The sequence below is a fragment of the Micromonospora sp. BL4 genome, from assembly GCF_003667505.1.
In the GTDB taxonomy this organism is placed as follows: domain Bacteria; phylum Actinomycetota; class Actinomycetes; order Mycobacteriales; family Micromonosporaceae; genus Micromonospora.
Genome location: NZ_RCVJ01000198.1, coordinates 10827 through 28140 on the forward strand (window position 1 = coordinate 10827; position 17314 = coordinate 28140).

At 68.3% G+C, this 17314-nt stretch carries 9 protein-coding genes; 5 read left to right on the forward strand and 4 right to left on the reverse strand.

Features of this window, described 5'->3' with window-relative positions; translation table 11 throughout:
• The first annotated feature begins 291 nt into the window (after window positions 1-291).
• Window positions 292-2544, forward strand: coding sequence for a UvrD-helicase domain-containing protein (locus EAD89_RS26375; RefSeq protein ID WP_121677593.1), 2253 nt, complete (start codon window positions 292-294; stop codon window positions 2542-2544).
• Window positions 2545-2581: 37 nt separating this feature from the next.
• Here EAD89_RS26375 and EAD89_RS26380 read toward each other — a convergent pair whose 3' ends face one another.
• A complete protein-coding gene (locus EAD89_RS26380) occupies window positions 2582-3934 on the reverse strand; it encodes an FAD-binding oxidoreductase (protein WP_121677594.1) in 1353 nt (450 codons plus the stop codon).
• A gap of 47 nt (window positions 3935-3981) precedes the next feature.
• Here EAD89_RS26380 and EAD89_RS26385 point away from each other — a divergent pair, with 47 nt between their 5' ends.
• The 4 genes from EAD89_RS26385 (at window position 3982) to EAD89_RS26405 (ending at window position 7261) form a co-directional block, all read left to right on the forward strand.
• Window positions 3982-5406 (forward strand): PLP-dependent aminotransferase family protein, encoded by a 1425-nt coding sequence (locus EAD89_RS26385; protein ID WP_121677595.1) that lies wholly within the window; start codon window positions 3982-3984, stop codon window positions 5404-5406.
• A 126-nt stretch (window positions 5407-5532) separates the two neighbouring features.
• Complete coding sequence (locus EAD89_RS26390; RefSeq protein WP_121677596.1) at window positions 5533-6015, forward strand: hypothetical protein; 483 nt, start codon at window positions 5533-5535, stop codon at window positions 6013-6015.
• Between the two features lie 91 nt (window positions 6016-6106).
• The gene (locus EAD89_RS26395; RefSeq protein WP_121655204.1) at window positions 6107-6478 is read left to right on the forward strand and encodes a VOC family protein; all 372 of its coding nucleotides are present in this window, start codon (window positions 6107-6109) and stop codon (window positions 6476-6478) included.
• A gap of 201 nt (window positions 6479-6679) precedes the next feature.
• Window positions 6680-7261, forward strand: a complete 582-nt coding sequence (locus EAD89_RS26405) for a dihydrofolate reductase family protein (RefSeq protein WP_121677597.1) — start codon at window positions 6680-6682, stop codon at window positions 7259-7261.
• A gap of 145 nt (window positions 7262-7406) precedes the next feature.
• Here EAD89_RS26405 and EAD89_RS26410 read toward each other — a convergent pair whose 3' ends face one another.
• The 3 genes from EAD89_RS26410 to EAD89_RS30570 form a co-directional block, all read right to left on the reverse strand.
• The gene (locus tag EAD89_RS26410; protein ID WP_121677598.1) at window positions 7407-10337 is read right to left on the reverse strand and encodes a M20/M25/M40 family metallo-hydrolase; all 2931 of its coding nucleotides are present in this window, start codon (window positions 10335-10337) and stop codon (window positions 7407-7409) included.
• A gap of 618 nt (window positions 10338-10955) precedes the next feature.
• Complete coding sequence (locus EAD89_RS26415; RefSeq protein WP_121677599.1) at window positions 10956-17144, reverse strand: S8 family serine peptidase; 6189 nt, start codon at window positions 17142-17144, stop codon at window positions 10956-10958.
• Window positions 17145-17158: 14 nt separating this feature from the next.
• Window positions 17159-17311, reverse strand: a complete 153-nt coding sequence (locus EAD89_RS30570) for a hypothetical protein (RefSeq protein WP_158610777.1) — start codon at window positions 17309-17311, stop codon at window positions 17159-17161.
• Between the last annotated feature and the right edge of the window lie 3 nt (window positions 17312-17314).

Below are 17314 nucleotides of genomic sequence, written 5' to 3' on the forward strand. Positions count from 1 at the left end.
GACTCCGCGGCCGCACCGCCCACTCATCGGCAGGCGCCGCGGTCGTCGTGGATCCGCATCGTGGGCGACGTGGGGCTGGTCGAAACGCACCCGCAGATCAGCTAAGGGCCGGACTGTCAATAAGCAAATCAATATTGGTTGAGGCCACAAGCGACCAGAAACTGCAAGGCATTGAGATTCCCATCTCTGCCGGCGGAGTTCCTGGCCGACGAGGGAAACCAACTCTATGCTTGCCGCCGAATACACTGCGGCTCATCCGGGCCGAGGGGACACCAATACAAGGATTTGCGAATGCGCCGGAGGTCTGCTCTGAACAACGGCACTGCTGGCGTCAGCGAAGTAACACCAGACGGCGAACCGACGACCTCTACCGCAGAGGGCGTCGCGCGCCGATCCGCGGTCGCCGAGGAGCAGGCGTTTCTCGACGTGGCCACGGCCCGGCGCGAGAGGCTGGCCGACCACCTACGGGTCGAGCTTTCGTCAGAGGCCCTGGACGCGTTGGAACGGGCTCGGCACCGCATGCTCCGCCAGCAGTACGACGAGCTGCGGCGAGCACGAGAAGGGCTGGTCTTCGGCCGCCTCGACGGTCTTGATGGCACCGTGCGACACGTAGGTCGTGTCGGTCTCCGCAACGACGGCGAGGACAGTGAGCCACTACTGGTCGATTGGCGCGCTCCCGCAGCTCGGCCCTTCTACACAGCGACGGCTGTCGACCCACAGGGTCAGGCACGGCGCCGTCACATACGCACGAGGGGATCGGCCGTCGTCGACGTGGACGACGAGCCACTGGCCGGGTCGATGACGGCGGAACTCGTCGGTGAAGGCGCGCTACTTGCCGCCCTCGACCAGCGGCGCACCGGCCGCATGTCGACGGCGATCTCCACTCTGCAAAGCGAACAGGACGAGATCATCCGGGCGGAGGCGACCGGTCCACTGATCGTTCAGGGCGGTCCCGGCACCGGAAAGACCGTGGTTGCTCTGCACCGCGTCGCCTACCTGCTGTTCGCCCACCGACAGATGGCCGACCAAGCGGTCCTGGTCCTGGGCCCCTCGCCGCGGTTCCTCGAGTACATCGCTCAGGTGCTACCCGCGCTCGGCGAGACCGCCGTCGTCTCGGCAACCTTCGACACTCTGCTGACCGGGACCAGCGTGGGCCGCGACGAGAGCCGGCTTCTCGCCGAGATCAAGGGCCGCGCCCTCTGGCAGCGCGCGCTCGAAAACTACGTCACGTCGCTACTCCCCCGGCCCCGCGAGCTGAAGCTGCGCTGGGAGGGCGAGTTCTACGTCATCGCGGCCGCAACGGTGGCGCAGGCCCTCGCCTCGGCGGTGCAGGGACGCCCGTACCACCGCGCCCGCGCGGCGTTCGCCGAGCAGTTGCACCACCTCCTCGCCGAAGTCGTCGTCGAGCAGCGCGAGGCGCTGATGAACGAGATGGAGGAGGGCTTCGAGGACATCCTCGCCCGCGTCGACAGGAGCATGCGGCATGACCACCACCCCGGCGGGACGTCCACCGGCAGCGACATCGACGGGTTGCTCTCCGAGGAGGAGATAGAACACCTCCGTGATCGGATCGCCGAGAACGCCACCATCGCCCGGTTCATCGAGGCATGGTGGCCCACCCTCGACGCCGAAACCCTGCTGGGTGACCTCCTGACCGCCCCCACCCTGCTGGCCCGCTTCGCCCCGCGACTGTCCCCGGAGGAGATCACCGCCGTCTCGGCTGAGCCCGCCCCATGGGCATCGAGCGACATTCCCCTGCTCGACGCCCTCGCCGACCTACTCGGCGAGGTCGACGCCCCGCAACCACAGGGCGAGTTCGTCGCCGACCGCGCTCGCCGGCAGCGCGGCTGGGTGTACGGCCACGTCGTCATCGACGAGGCGCAAGAGCTGTCCGAGATGCAGTGGCACATGGTCCTACGGCGCTGTCCCAGCCGATCCATCACCGCCGTCGGCGACATCGACCAGGCGGAGGCAGCGCACCGGCACACCAGCTGGGCACAAGCGGTGCAGGCTGTTTTCGGGGACCGCTGGACCGCCGCGGAACTGACCATCTGCTACCGGACCCCGCGTGAGGTTATGGATCTCACCGCACCGGTCTTGAAGAGAGCTGGCAGCCACAACACGCCGCCCCGGGCGGTACGCTCCTCCGGCATCGCACCCTGGGAACTCACGATCGCACCCGCCGAGCTTGCCGACGCCGCCGCCCAAGCTGTGCGACAGCTACAGCAACGGTGGCATGGCGGCACGGTCGGCGTCATCGCCCCCGCCGACCGCATCGCCGAACTCCTGGCCGTGCCGAGTGAGGTGCCAGTGCTCACCGCAACCCAGTCCAAGGGACTGGAATGGGACGCGACGCTACTCGTCGACCCCCACGGCATCGCCGCTGAGCCGCGCGGCTGGAACGGCCTCTACGTCGCGCTCACCCGATGCACCCAGGAACTCGGACAGCTGATCCTCACGCAGCAATCTCCATATCGTGGGACACCATCTCCGGATGGTGGGCGTGTCCCAAGGACGGCCGGTGGGGGCGGCGGAGGGTCATGAGCATCCTCTCGATCTGTCGGCAATCCCGGCTGTCGGCTCAGGCGTGGCTGGGCCGGATGTTGTGGTTGAGGTGGAAGACGTTGTGCGGGTCCCAAATGGTCTTGAGGGCGGTGAGCCTGGCGAGCTTGGCGGCCGGGTACGCACGGCGTAGGCCGCGTTGCCCCTCGTCCGCGGCGAGCGAGTTGACATAGACGCCGTCCGCGTACGGCTCGAGCGCAGCTCCGGCACTGCGAGCCGCTGCCATCCGACTGTCGTCTTCGGATGGCTCGGTCCAGCGGGAGCCGGCGCCGTACTCGAACGTGGTGCCGCGGTGGCTGAACGCGGCGTCGGCGTCCGCGACATCGGCGATGGCGCCGCCGTGCGCCTGCAGGCCGACGCCGGGCAGGTCAGTGCCGGCGTGCAGGTCCGACGCGCCGCGCAGCAGGAAGGCCTCGATCGCGGCGGTGGGGAACTGCCGCAGGTAGTGCGCGCTGGAGTACCGGCGGTAGGCGTGGCCGCCGGTGGTGTCGTCGCGGTGCTGAAGTTCGAGGTATGACGGGGTGGTGACCCGCTCGGCGACCGGGCGCCCGAGCGCGCGCAACACCGGCAGCAACCGCTGACCCTGTGCAGGGTCGCCGACCCATACGAACCCGACGGTGGCGATAGGGCCGCTGGCCGTGCTGTGGACATCTGCGGTGAAGGTCGCCTGCCGCGGCGCGACGGCGTTGAGGTCCCGCCAGCCTTCGAGCACCGGCACGGCGTCCTCGGCACGGAAGTCGAACTCGGCGACCAGGGTCTGCGTTCCGGTGTGGTGCAGTTGGAAGTCGAAGGTGGTGACGATGCCGAAGTTGCCGCCCCCGCCGCGCAGGCCCCAGTAGAGGTCGGGGTTCTCGGTTCGGCTCGCGGTCACAACCTCCCCGTCGGCGGTGACCATCGTGTAGGAGACGACGTTGTCGCAGGCCAATCCATGTTGGCGGGCGAGCCAGCCCATGCCGCCGCCGAGGGTCAGGCCGCCGACCCCGGTGTGCGAGACGTTACCCGCGGTCGTGGCGAGGCCGTATGGCTGCGACGCCCGGTCGAGTGCGCCGAGCAGCGCGCCGCCCTGGACCCGGGCGCGCCGCCGGTTCGGGTCGACCCGAACGCCGTTCAACGGGGTCAGGTCGATCATCAGGCCGTTCGCGGGGACGGCGAGGCCGGCCACGTTGTGCCCGCCGCAGCGCACCCCGATCTCCAGGTCGAGTTCGCGGGCCAGGCGCACCGCGGTCACCACGTCGGTGACGCTCGCGGCCCGCACGATCATCCGCGGGCGTCGGTCGATCATGGCGTTCCAGACGGTGCGGGCCTCGTCGTAACCCGGGTCGCCCGGGGTGAGGAGGTGGCCGTCGAAGCGAGAGTTGGTTGCTGTCGTCATGCGTCTGAGCCTGACGGAAATCGGTACACCCGGTAAGGTCCGATTACATGGGCCGTAGCAGGACCAATTCGAGCACGGCCGAGGACCTGCTCATCGATGTCGACCGGTCCGCGGCCGAACCGCTGCACCGGCAGATCGCCGCCTCGATCCGCGGCAGCATCCGGGCCGGCCGGTTGCGTCTTGGGACGTCCCTGCCACCCACTCGCACCATCGCAGCGGATCTGGGAGTGTCACGCGGCGTCGTGGTCGAGGCCTACCAGCAACTCGTCGCCGAGGGCTACCTCACCAGTCGGGCGGGCGGCTACACCCGGGTCGCGGTCGAGCCGGTTCCGACGCCGGTGGATCGCCGCGGCGGGGATCGGCCGGCGGCCCGGATCGACTTCGGGTACGGCCGTACCGACGTGTCGTCGTTCCCCCGTTCCGCCTGGCTGCGTTCGGTGAGAACGGTCCTCACCACCACGCCGAACGAGCGCTTCGCCTACCTCGACGGGCGCGGCGTGCCCGAACTGCATGCAGCCCTGACCGATTACCTCAACCGGGTCCGCGGCACGTCGGCCCACCCGGAGAACGTCGTGATCTGCAGTGGCTACGGTCAGGGCGTCGCGCTGCTGCTCCAGGTGCTGGCGGCGCGCGGCGCCCGCCGGCTGGCCGTCGAGGACCCATCCGCGGACGACGACGTCCGCCCCGTCGCGGCCGCCGCCGGCCTGGAGGTGATCGGCGTCCCGGTCGGGCCGGACGGCATTCTCGTCGAGGAGCTCGAACAGACCGAAGCGGACGCCGTCGTGCTGACGCCCTCGCACCAGTGGCCCACCGGTGGGGTCCTGTCGGCCACCTCGCGCGCCCGGGTGATCGGCTGGGCGCAGCGTCGCCGCGCCGTGGTGATCGAGGACGACTACGACGCGGAGTACCGCTACGACCGCTCGCCCGTCGGTGCCATGCAGGGGCTGGCGCCCGACACCGTCGTGTACTGCGGCACCGCGAGCAAGACCCTGGCACCAGGGCTGCGCCTCGGCTGGCTGCTGGCGCCGTCACACCTGGTCGACGAGATCACGGCGGCCAAGGTACTGGCCGACCGTGGCTCCCCCGTCATCGACCAACTGACCTTCGCCGATTTCCTCACCCGCGGCGAATTCGACCGGCACCTGCGGCGCATGCGCCCGGTCTACCGCCGCCGCCGCGACGCACTCCTGGCCGCGCTGCGCACACGGCTGCCCGACCTGGAACCGGTCGGTGTCGCGGCGGGCCAACACGTCGTAACCTGGCTCCCGCACGACCTCGACGAGGCCGCGGTCGTGGCCGCCGCCGCCCGGCACGGACTGGTCGTGCAAGGCGTCTCCCGGTACCGACTGAGCCCTGCCGGACCCGGCGGGCTGATCTTCGGCTACGCCAACCTCACCGAACGCGCCATCGCAGACGGAGTGCAAGCACTTGCCGACGCGGTCGCAGAAGTCCGTGCGTACATCTGCCGCTGATCGTGCATTGCGGCTCGTTTGCGACCGTCACGCTCCGGCGGCTTGCCCTGCGGTCGGTACGGGCCGCGCCGATGCGCGCGCGTATGAACGGACCTTGCTGCCCACGGTCTGGCTAAGGTTCTGGGCATGGTGACCAATCCATCCGTTGCCGTCGCTGCGGCCTTCCTCGCGGACGGGCCTGCCGATGGGGCCGACCTCAGCCTGTTCGGACAGTTCGCCGGGTCCTGGGCGCTGGACTGCACCGAGTACAACCCCGACGGGTCCTCGGTTGATCGACGAGGCGAGTGGCACTTCGGGTATGCGTTGGGTGGGTGGGCGACCACCGATGTCTGGATCCTGCCCGGCGTCGAACATGGCGTCAGCGTGCGATTTCCCGATCCAGCAGCCGGTGCGGGTGTCTGGCGCTCGACGTGGGTGGGACCGGGCCGGCGCCGGACGCACACCTTCCTGGCATCTCGCATCGGCGAACAGATCGTGCTCGACGGCGGCGACCTGCGCTGGACCTTCTCCCACATCGAGACCAACGAGTTCCGCTGGCGCAACGAGGCACAGCAGCCCGACGGCACGTGGCGGCTTCAGCAGACGTTCCGGGTTTGGCGGCAGGCCTGATTTCTCGCTCGCCGTGGCGAGGAATAACGCCTCATCCGCCGCGGATGGTGCGGTGGGCCCGAAGGTCGTACCCGCGTCATACGGTGGCACCATGGACTGGAAAATCGAACTCATCCCCGTTCCGGTGACCGATGTCGACCGGGCCAAGGCGTTCTACCAGAAGGTGGGCTTCAACGCCGACCACGATCACACGGTGCACGAGGGTCTGCGCTTCGTGCAGCTGACACCACCCGGCTCGGCCTGCTCCATCGTGATCGGCCAGGGCATCACCGACAAGACTCCCGGCACGCAGGAAATCCAGGTTGTGGTCGCCGACGCCGAAACAGCGCGCCGGCAGCTGCTCGACGCCGGCGTCGATGCCAGCGAGGTCGAGGTGCAGCCGTGGGGTAGCTTCGTCTACTTCGGGGATCCTGACGGCAACAAGTGGTCGCTGCAGGCGATCGAGTCACGCCCCAACGGCTGACCGACGGGGCGGTCGCTCCGTCTCTACCGCCATCATCGGCCTCACACCGTCCCGGTACATCGAAGTCCGGCGGCGGGTCCTGCGCGAACATCCCGGCCACGCGATGGACGGCTGGCCGCTGCCGGCGGATTGATTTCGTACAAGGGCGACAGCTCACCACACGCTAATTTAAGGGCATCGCAAAGCAGAGGAGAGAGCCCCGTGGGCAAGGTGGTCATGTACAGCTCGGTGTCGGTGGACGGCTTCGTCGCGGACGAGAATGACCAGCCCGGACCGCTGTTCGACTGGTTGTCCAGCGGTGACGTCCCGTTGGACGAGAGCGGCGAGGTGAAGGTGTCGCAGACGTCCTACGACTACACCCGGCCGTACTGGGACCAGATCGGGGTGACAATCGTCGGCCGTCACGTCTTCGACATGACGGACGGCTGGGACGGGAAGCCTCCGGGCGGGATCGACCACGTGGTCGTTGTGACGCACCGGCCGGAGCCCGAGGGCTGGGACTCCGAGGCGCCGTTTCACTTCGTCGACGGCGTCGAGGCGGCCGTGGCCAAGGCGCAGGAGCTTGCGGGTGACCGCCTGGTCGAGGTCGCCGCTGGCGACGTCGGTGGCCAGGTGCTTGCCGCGGGCCTGATCGACGAGGTGCGCATGGACGTCGTACCCGTCGTGTTCGGGTCCGGCAAGCGCTACTTCGGGTCGGTCGACGCGCAGCACCTGTTGGAGGATCCTGACGTGGTGATTCAGGGCAACCGGGTGCTTCACCTGCGCTATCGGGTGCGCCGTTGACCGATCTGAGCGAGTACGCGAAGAAGTCCACTGCGAACGGTGACACAAGCGCGGCCTCCGGCTGCGCAGGAAGCGCGGCCCTTGCCGGGGCCCTGCACCGCGCACGCTTTCTCGTGCGCGGTGCAGGACTTCCGTTTCACAGGCGTCACACGATGGAGATCGACCGCACCTGGGTGTTGCCCTTGGTTTCGACGTACACCTTGTAATCGCCGACGGTGTAAGTGCCAGCAGCGTTGTTGTCGATGGTGAACGTGGCCGTCACCGGAGACTCGCTGCCGTCGACGTGCGTCTGCTTCACCGTCACGGTCAACTCGTTCTTGTTGCCCTTCAGCTTCTTCACCACCGCCGACGGCTTCGCATCGACGACCGCGTTGGCGACTGTCACGTAGACCGCGTCGGGCGAAGAGAACTCCGCGTTCTTCTGCCCATCACCGAAGGTGAAGAAGCCCCGTTGTTCGACGGCCCCGCGCCCGGGGAACGGATCAGGGTTCGAAGCCAGGTACGTCGGATTGACCGTGTACAGGTCCGTCTTGGAATCCGCCAGGATGCCCTGCACCCCGGTGTACGGGGCATCGGTGATCGCGAGGTTGACCGACAGGTAAATGGCGTCGGGGTTGTTGGCCGAGATGCGCGAGGAGAAGTACTTGTCCGCACTCTGCCCCGCGGGAACGGCCAGCCGCACAACCGCGTCGCCGACGAGAATGTTGAACTGGAAGTCGCCGTACCCGCCGGCGACGAACTTCGCCCAAGCCGCGTCCGACATGTGGTCGGGGCGCTCCACCTTGAACTCCAGACGCATCGGCGCCACGTACGTGTTGTTCAGGTACTCGGTGTCGGTCAGGGAAAGGTAGACCCCTCCCGGGGCGTGCCCCAGTGCGAAAGCTGACGCCGACGGGGCCGAGTTGCCGCGCCCGTTCCACATCGGGATGTTGAACGAGGTGGCGCCGAGCAGGGCCTGGTTGCCCAACTTGCTCGTGCCGACAGCGGCCGACGCGTCCTTGAAGGTTCCGATCGTGACGTCGAGCAGGTCGAGGTCCGCCCGGTCGGCGTTCAGCCCAGGGATGCTTGCCGACATGAACTTGGCACCGGCGGGCCCGGAGTACCGGGCCATTTCCAGCATGCCATCGGCCATGATCTTGGTCATCTGCACTGCCGAGTCGACCTTCATGCGCTCGTTGGCGGTGTGCCACCAGCGCTCGTTACCCGGGATGACTGCGCCGAAGGCGGTCATCTTGTTGCGGAAGCTGCTGGCCAGGGTGCCGCCGGTCGTGCCCTGCGGATAGACCACGTCCCGGAGGGAATACGGATCCGCGAACTCCTCCGGGTTGCGGTCGACCGAGGCTTGGTAGCTCCCGAACTGCAGAGCCGTCAGCGGGTTGTCGTGAGTGACGTACAACCCGGCGCCGACGGGCGAGCCGAGGTTGCCGATGGTGAACCCCTTCGCCTGGAAGGCGGCCGTGACCGCCGCCGTTGCCTGGCCGGAGTCGGCCGCGGTGACGTGCATGCTGCGCACAAACATCGGCATGCTCAGGTTGCCGGAGGCGTCCGTGTAAAAGCTCGTCGGGGTCTCCGAATTGATGCCTCCCATGAGGGCAAAGGTCAGGTTCGGCGTGCCGTTGCTCGGGTTGCGCAGCAGGCTCGCCGGGATGCCCATGTACTTGCCGATATAGGCTTCGCCTTCGACACCGTCGCGGAAGAACAGGTCGGCTATTCCGTCGGCGGCCTTCTTCAATTGCATGTCGGCGGCCGTGGTTCCCAATGCGCCGAGTCCCTTGGAGAGGAGGAACATTCCCCACACGATGGCATTCTTGCCGTACTGCGGGGTCGGCATCTCCATCGCCACATCGGTGTTGATCTCCAGCGTGAGCGAGTCGCCGGTGATCCTGGTCTGCACCTTGGGCGTGGTGCGGGGAGCAGCCGGGAGCCAACCCTTCGTGGTCGCGGCAGCGGTGATCGCCGAGACGAATCGGTCGCGCTCGGCGGAGCCGGCCCCCGCCAGGTCGAGGGTGAAGGTGGCCCGCGAGGCGATCTGCGTGGTGCTGCCGTAGGCGATGTCCTTGAGCGTCGGGTCGCCTTCGCGCAGGGTGACGCCGGCTGTGGCATCCGTCAGCCGGAAGGCCTTGGTGCTGTCCGCGGACAAGCTCATCGACACCGACGGGGTCACCGATCCGGAGTTGCCGACGATGACCGGGAACCGCGAGTCGGAGGTGTAGCCCGCGATCGGGGTCTCCTCGCGGTTGAGGTTCTTGTAGGCCCAGTTGTCGTAGAAGCTCGGGTTCGAGTTGTACGGGATGGACTGGAAGGTGGCGGTGTTCGTCGTCGAGGGCGTGCCGGGGCCGCCGTCTTCGTAGATTCCCATGACGATGCGGATGCGTCGGTCGAGGGGCAACCCCGCCTCGAGCAGCGCCTTGGCCGCGAGCAGCGTCGCCAGCGTCGGGCCGCTGTCGTCCTGCAGGCCCGCCCCGTAGACCCAGCCGTCCTGGACATAAGGCGAGTGGTACGCACCAGGAGTGCCGAGGTTGCCATCGGCGTCCCGCCAGCGCGCCAGCTGTGCAGGCGAAACGGAAGCCGTCGGCGAGTCGAGATGGCTCAACGCCATGACCATCTCCGGGGCGTCCGGGTCACCGATCTCGGCGTAGACATACTTGTCGGGCTGGCGTTGGACGACCACCGGGAAACCCAGGTCGGTGGCCAGCTTGACCACCCAGGCGAGCTTGGCGACCTTGCGGTCGTACTCGTTCTGGTTGGCTTCGGTGTTGCTGACCGGGAAGGGGTACGCCGTCGCGGCCGTGCCGCCTCGGGAGATGGAGTCGTAGCTCGAGCCATCCAGCATCGCCCCGATCAGACTGAGCGGGTCGTAGGTGCCGTCCCCCGCCCGCGCGCTGTTGACGCGTCCAGCCAACGCCTCGACTTCCGCGTGGATCGCGTCGCGCTCGGCGTCGGTCACCGACAGGTCGTAGGTGGCGCTCGGCTGGAAGGGCTCCTCGCCGACGCTGGTCGCGGACGCGTTGGACGGGACACCCATGGACAGGAGCAATGACATGCCAAGTGTCAGTGCAAGAGGTTTCTTCCGCATCGCCTGATCTCCCCGAGATGGTCAGACCCAAAAACATAGGATGAATTTCCTTGTACGCGAGACCCTTTCAGGGGTCTCCCAGCTTGTCAATGAACCTTTCCGGGTAACGGTTCGTGGCGCTGCGTGACCAGGTGGTGCGGAGCTGTTTGTCCGAAGTGGAGGACAACGGGCGCGGCGCGCGCGAACATCGACACTTTTCAAGAGGGTCACCATCATCGATGCCAGCAGGGGAAACCCCATTCATCTACGGGCCTCGAAATAGAGAATGGCCTCTTTTCGATGGTCCCCCATGAATCGGGACGGCGCTCTCGACGGCTGTGCGAAGCAGACAGCCGCCGCGCGCCCTATTGCGCGCCCCTGTAGTCGACGCCACCGTGATGACACTGGCGCTGCGCGGTGCCGCGCGGCCGTGCACGCGGCGAGAACCGTCACCTCGCCGGGAACCCCGTTCGTGGACCGTTCGACCCGCGCGGCGGAGGGCCGTGTCGGGGCTTCCCGGTGCGGCAGGGCCAGCGTGAGTACGGTCCGAAGCCGCGAACTCGGTAGTCGTGGTCAGAGCCTCCACGGCGATCCTTTCCGTGGAGGCTCTGACCACTGTTGGCCGATCGGTTGGCTAGCTCACAGGCGCGGGTCCTGCTGGACCTTCAGGGCGTTGAGGATCGGGTCGCCCTCGCCCTTTTCGCGGCGAAGCTCGATCTTCAGATCGCCGCCGGCGTGCTCAACGGTGACCGTGTTCAGGTCCGCGGTCAGCGCACCCACCTTCGCCTGCACGTCGTGGTCGTAGAGCACGACCTTGCCGTCGGCGAGAACATCGAAGGCACGCTTGCCAACCTTGACCTTCTCGATCTCCGCGAAGTCGAGGCCGATCCGGTACGTCCCGGCGGGGGCGTTCTTGAACACGTAGCTGAACGTCTCGCCGGTTCGCTGGGTGCGGAGCAGCGCGTCGTCCTTCGTGCCGGCGATGTCGGCCTTGGTGGAACGCGCCTTGCCGCCGACGTAGCCCCACGGCCGCGAGCCGAGTTGCTGGTCGGGCGACCAGAAGAAACCGTCGGCACCGACGTGTCCGGACCCGCCCACGTCGACGCCCTTCCAGTAGGCCGAGGTGGCCAGGCGGACCGGCTTGAGCTGGGCCTCGCCCTTGCCGGCGTTCGACGCCACGAGCACGTCCCCGACGAGCACGCCGGGCTCGACGGCGGCGTTGTCGGCCGTCGCCGTGACCGTGGTGGACGCGCCGACCGCGAGCGTGACCGTGCCGGTTGCGGCCGCGCCCGTGAGGGTCAGCCACGGAAGGTCGGCGGCCTCGTGCCCGCCGTCGCTGGTGCGTTCCTGTTCGCTGAGCCGCACCTCGAGCGGGGCGGAGCCGGTGTTGGTCACGGTCACGTCGGCCGTCGCCTTCTGGTCCTTGTCGAGGAGCCAGTCGAGGTCACCTGCGGTGACGGTGGCGATGCCCGTGGTCAACGCCGTGTCGACGACCTCGGCCTGATCCTTCTTGGCGATGGTCACGGGGTGGCTGGCGGTGACGTAGTTCGGCACCTCGACCTGCACGGTGTTCTCGCCGACCAACGCCTGGGCCTTCCACCGGCCCTTCACGTCGGTCGTGATGACCCGTTCACCGCTCGGCCCCTTGAGCGTGACGATCGCGCCCGCGATCGGCTTGCCGTCGTTCTTGTCGGTGACGGTGCCCTCGATCGTGCCCGCGGCCGGGAGGGTGTAGTCCAGCCCCAGGCCGGCCTTCAGGATGGGCTGGTTGAAGGAGTACTGGCTCGCGGGGTTGCGCGTCAGGCTCTCCAGGCCGACGGTCGCCGACGACCCCTTGGTGAGGGGGTTGTCGCCGCCGACGCCGTCGGCGTACCCGATCTGGATCCGTCCGTCCGCGATCAGGGTGACCGAGAAGCTCACCCGAGCCGTCCGGTCGTCGTAGAAGGTGGCGTTGCGCCACTCGATCACCTCAGCCGCCAGGCCGTCCACCTCGGTGGTGCCGAAGTAGATGCCCGCCTGGTCGTCGACGAGCAGGTCATCCCAGAGCGGATAGATCGCGTCGAACGTGTATGGCGACGGCAGTTCCGTGTTGCCTCCCACGGCGCTGGCCTGGTCGAAGATCAGCTGGCCGTTCGTCGTCACGCACACGCCGTCCCAGGCCGTGTCGTAGAACGGGAACAGGAAGCTGGAGTCGAACCACAGCACGCCGCAGACGTCATCGCCGTGCCACCCGGACTCCTCCGTGCCCTGGCGGTAGAGCCCGTCGGTCACCTTCATCGAGTACGAGCGACCCGCGGGGGCCACCGGCACGGGGCCCGGCTCCGGCTGCTCGGGCTGGGGCTCCGGCTCCGCCGTGTCTGCGCGCGGGTCGAGCGTCACCCGCAGCGCGGCAATGGTCGGGGCCCGTAGGCCCTTCGAGCCCCGCAGCTCCACGGTCAGCGGACCGCCCTCGTGCTTCACGACGGCGGTGCGCCAATCGGCGGCGTTCGGCCCCACGGCCGCGGCCGGGTCGTACGCGTACTCCGTCAGCGTTCCGTCCACGAGGACGTCGAACACCCGCTTGCCCTTGGCCACGTTCTCGATCTCGGCAAACCCGAGATCGATCGCGTAGGTGCCCTTGGGCGCGTCGGGGAAGCGGTAGAACAACTGCTTGTCCGGCGTGGTGCGCTGCGACTGGAACAGCGCGTCGTCCGTCGTACGCTCGATCCCGGCCTTCGTGAAGGTGACCTTCGTCTTCCCCTCGTAGCCCCACGCCTTCTTGCCGGCGGCCTGGTCGCCGGACCAGGTGTAGCCGGAGCCGTCGGTGAACTTTGAGCCGCCGGCGTTGACGCCGACCTGGTACTTCGTGGTCGTGAGCGTCACGGGAACGTAGGTCTTGGACTGGCGTCCGGAGTCGGACCGGACCACGATGTTCGCGCCGAGGACGCCTGGCTTGGCGTCCTTCGAGGAGATCGACACCTTGACGGTCGTCGACTGACCCGGGGCAAGGGTGCCGCCGGTCGAGGAGAGCGACAGCCACGGCAGGTCGGTGAGCAGGTCGTCCTCGACGTCGACCAGCACGACGTCATCGGCGACCTGGTCCGCCGCCCACAGCGCGCCGGTCGAGTCGGTCTCGAGGCCGCCGCCCTGGCCCGCCTTCTGGCCCGGGAACCACCACGCGTTGACGAGCGAGCAGTCGTCGGGGTCGACCTGCAGCAGGCGGGTGGCCCTGTTCGAGGTGAGGTCGGTGTACCAGATGGTGTCGGACGTCTGGTTGTAGGCCAGGCCCATCACCTCGGGCAGCGGCGGGGCGCAGAACGACAGCAGCGCACCCGCGTTGTCGTGCGACGTCCCGGCGACGGTGCCGATCATGCCGTTCGCCCGGCCGCCGACGTAGAACACGTCCTGGATCGGGTTGTAGGCGAGTCCGGTCAGCTGCAGCGTGGACCAGTCACCCTTGATCTGCCGGGTCTCCTTCCCGGTTTCCCGGTCGAAGCAGTGGATGTAGCTGGCCGGGCTGTCCTCCATCTGGCACATGTCACCGGTCTTGGTGTCGAGCGCCATGTCGAACGCCCGGTACCCGGGGTTCCACGACGCGTCGAAGACCTTGCCGGTCGGCTTGCCCGTCACCGTGTAGGCGGTGTTGGTCCGCGCGTTGTAGTCGTGGACCCAGACGTCGCCGTCGTACCCGACGCCGGAGGGCTCCTTCTCCTGGATCGTGCCCGGGATGGCGATCCGGGTGATGACGTCTCCGCCGGAGGTCACGCCGACCTTGCCGGCCGCCTGTGCTTCCGCGGCCTTCGCCGTCGCAGCCTTGCCGTCGGCGTTCGACGGCTTCATGCCGCTCGCGCCGGTCTTCCAGGCAGTGAGGTCGATCGTGCTGGCCGCACCCTTCGCGGTGCGCGTGGTGGCGCCGGCGGCGTCGAGCTCGGGGTGGCGCGCGGCCTCGCCCAGGTCGTACGTCAGGGCTGCCGAGCCGGTGTTGGTCAGCGTGAGCGTGCCGACGCCCTTCTGGTCGGTGCCCAGCACCGCGTCGAGGCCGTCGGCCTTCAGCCCGGCGACGCCCGTGGTCAGACGTGCGTCGATCTTGGCCTTCGCGTAGAGCTTGTCGAGGGTGAAGGGGTATGCCGCGGTCGTGTAGTTCGGCGTGTCGACCGTCATGGTGTAGTCGCCGACCGGAAGCTGGCGGTGCACGATGCCCGTCCCGTTGGTCGTGACGGTCTCGACGAGCCCATTCTTGTTCGTGAACGAGACCTTGGCCCCGGCCACCGGCAGCCCGTCGTTCTGGTCGACGACGGTCGCGTCGAGATACCCGAAGTCGGGCATGTCGTAGGAGACGATCATCCCGTCGTGCAGCACCGGGGCGCTGTCGGAGAACCGGATGCCGTCGACGCCGGCCCAACCCTGGATGCCGGTGGTGGCGTGGGCGCCGGCGGTCACCGGGTCGTTGGTCCCGATGCCGTCGCCGTACCCGAAGATCACGGTGCCGGAGCGGGTGAGCGTGGCCGAATAGTTGACCGGCTCCGTGTACTCGGACCGCGTCGGGTAGGCCCAGAGTTTGGCGTTGCGGAACTCGACGACGAACGCGTCCTCGCCGTTGACCTTGGTGGCTGCCGTGAAGACTCCCCCGCCGGGGGCGAACTCGACGGGGGTCTGGACGTAGAGCGGGAAGACGCCCGCACCGCCGCTGCCGGGTCCGGTGGAGGTGTCCGGGGAGATCACGCCGCGCAGGCTGACGCCGAGGGTGTCGTGGCTGCCGTTGTAGAGCGCGATCGGGAACGGCAGCTTCACCGTCGCCCACACGCCGCTGGTGAACTCGACCTGGTCGGTGCCGCGCAGGTACTCGCCGTCGGAGACGGCGCAGCTGTAGCCGCCCTTGTCGACGACGAGCCCGACGGGGATCTCGCGCGACTCGTTCTGCGCGCCGACGGTCAGCGGGACCGTGGTGGGCGAGTAGCAGGCGTTGGGCTTGACGGTCAGCGTGTACCCGCCCTCGGGGACACCGGTGATCGTGAACGCGCCGTTGGCATCCGTGCGTACCGGCTTCAGCGGCGTGTCCTTGACGGAGACGTCGGCGTTCGGGACGGGCTTCTTCTTGTCATCGACGACCCTGCCGCTGATGTCGTGCTTCGCGGCGGCGGTGAGCGGCAGCTTGACGGAGGTGTCCTGGCCGAGGGAAATCGTGACGTTGGCGGTCGCGGTCAGGTAGCCGAAGACCTTGGTGCTGAGCTGGTAGTCGCCGACCGGGAGGTTCGTCGTGAACCGGCCGTCCTTGTCGGTTCCGATCGACCGGCTGAACGGCCCGCTGATCGTCACCTCGGCGGCGGGGACCGGGGCGCCGTTGGCGGTGACGACACCGGTGAGGGTGCCGCCCTGCCGGGGCGCGAGTTCGAGCAGGCGGACGAGGTCGAGCCGGCCTTCGCCGTACTTGTTGTTGACCTCGGCGGTGCCGCCGCACTCGGTGTCGTCGGCGTCGACGGCCGACTCGCCGAGGAGACGGCGGGTCTGCTCGACCTGCCCGATGAGGGTCGGGTCGTAACTCCACAGCGCCGCGACGGCGCCCGCGACGTGGGGCGCCGCCATCGACGTGCCGGACATCTCGGTGTAGCTGTTGCCCGGGTAGGACGAGCGGACGGCGACACCCGGAGCGGAGATCTCAGGCTTGATCCGGCCACCTTCACCCTCGCCCTTGCGGGAGAACGACGCGAGCGTGCCGCTCGAGTCGTACGCACCGACGGAGTAGGCACTCTCGGCGGAGCCGGGCGAGGAAACGGTGTCGCAGGCCGCGTACGGCGTGGTGTTGCCCGATGACCAGGCGCTGAAGATGCCCGCTGCGGTCCAGGCCTCGTCGATGGCCTGGAAGAAGTCGTCGAAGCTGTGCTCGACGGTCTGGCCCCACGAGTTGTTGATGACGTGGGGGCGCCTGGACGGGTCGGGGTTGTTCCCCTGAACGTCGGTCGGGGCGAGCAGCCACCAGCCGGACCGGAGCAGCGATTCGACGCCGGTGCTGTCGCAGCAGCCGTTCGTCGCGATCCACTGCGCGTCCGGGGCGACGCCGACGTGGTTGGTGCCGTCGTCGCCGACCATGGTGCCCATGGTGTGCGTGCCGTGTCCGTTGTCGTCGCACGGCGCGCCCGTGCACGTGCCCCGGGTGCCCATCCAGTTGTAGTTGTGGTCGATGGTGCCGTCGGGCTTCGTGCCGCGGTACTGGTGCATCAGGGCGGGGTGGTCGAATTGAACGCCCGAGTCGAGGTTGGACACGGTGATGCCCGCACCGGTGGCCCCCATGGCCCACGCCTGGGGGGCGTGGATCGCGTCCAGACCCCACGAAACGGTGCCATCCTCGGCGGCGGCCTTCGGGGCGGCTGGGCGGGAAGCCTGGTCAGCTGGAATCTTCTCGTCCACGGGCTCGACCAGCGCGACCTGCGGCGTCGCGTAGATCTCGGCGACCTGCACCTTCGAGGCCACGTTGAGGGCGAGCTTTTCGGTGCCCCCCTTGACGAGCACGGTGTTGGCGATCGGGTAGGAGGTGTATTTGACGCCTGCCCGATCGAGTTCGGTGGAGACGGATGCCAGGGAGTTCTTCGCCGCTGCGGTCAGCGCGTCGTGGACGAACCGACCGCGAGCGGTCCAGTCGGTGATCTTCTTCGCCGGCCCGAGGTCGGCCTTGGTGTCGAACGTGATCCAGAAGTCGGAAGCCGGCTCCGTGCGGAAGCGGTCCTTCAGGTTCGACGCGATCTTCTTGTCGGCGGCGCCGGGATCCGGCTCAGCGGCGGACGCCGGTGGTGGCTGGATCATGCTCAGGCCGACCGCCACGGCCAGCGAAGCCGCGAGGGCTTTGAGTCTCATATGGGTCCTTTGACCTACAGGGGTTGATAGGGGTCGTGGTTCTTGTGGTCGTCGGCACCGTCGGCACCGTCGGCGTCGGGGGCGTCGACGCGCGGCTCGCGGGACAGCTCGGGAGGTGGCGGGTGCTCGATGGCGGCGTCGTCACGCGCGACAGGTCGCTCAGGCATGCA